Raw genomic sequence first — 921 nt, forward strand, 5'->3', positions numbered from 1 at the left:
CAGTCACGCCGGTGAACTGCACATCCTGCCGGCCCTGCCGGCTGCCTGGCCCAGCGGCCGGGTCAGCGGCCTGCGGGCCCGGGGCGGGCACACCGTCGGCATCACCTGGAGCAACGGTCAGGCCACCGAGGTGCTCGTCCGGCTGGACCGTGCCGGCACCGTCCGGCTGCGTGGTCGGCTGTTCACCGGCAGCCACACGGTGGTCGACACCGCCGACGACGCACCGGCCCGGACCACCCGGATCGAGACCGATCTCGTCGAGGTGACCGTGGCGGCCGGGCGCACCTACCGGGTCACCGGCTCCGGCTCCGAGCCCGGCCCCACCGCACCGACGCTGGAGCAGAGCTTCACCAACGCCAGCACGACCAACGACACCAACACCGGCGCCGGCAACTTCGACGGCGCCGGGGCCACTCTCTCCGCGCAGGCCCTCGCCCAGGCCGGCGTCACGCCGGGCAGCACGGTGAGCCGCAACGGGGTGAACTTCCGCTGGCCCAACGTGGCTCCGGGCGGTGCGGACAACGCCATCGCCTCGGGGCAGTCCATCGGGGTGACCGGCACCGGCCGTACCCTCGGTTTCCTCGCGACCGGCACCTACGGGGCGGTGTCCGGAACCGCGGCGGTGGTCTACGCCGACGGCACCCGGCAGACGTTCACGCTCAGCACCCCGGACTGGTACGGCGGGCCGCACTCCGGTGCCACCGCCGCCATCGTGATGGCGTACCAGAACCGGCCGGGCAACCAGCGGCACAACGTCTCCGCCTGCGTCTACTACGTGGGCGTGGCGTTGCAGAACAAGCCGGTGGCGCGGGTGGAACTGCCCAACATCAGCGCGCGTCCCGCGGCCAACGTACCGACGATGCACATCTTCGCCATCGCGATCGGCACCTGACGCACCGCTTACGCCAGCCAGTGCTGACG

At 72.4% G+C, this 921-nt stretch carries 1 protein-coding gene; it reads left to right on the plus strand.

What is annotated here, in order from left to right:
• A partial coding sequence (locus tag Vqi01_RS30360; protein ID WP_372444472.1) for a glycoside hydrolase family 95-like protein occupies nucleotides 1-892 on the plus strand: 892 nt, incomplete at its 5' end.
• Between the last annotated feature and the right edge of the window lie 29 nt (nucleotides 893-921).

This window comes from Micromonospora qiuiae, assembly GCF_016863555.1.
In the GTDB taxonomy this organism is placed as follows: domain Bacteria; phylum Actinomycetota; class Actinomycetes; order Mycobacteriales; family Micromonosporaceae; genus Micromonospora; species Micromonospora qiuiae.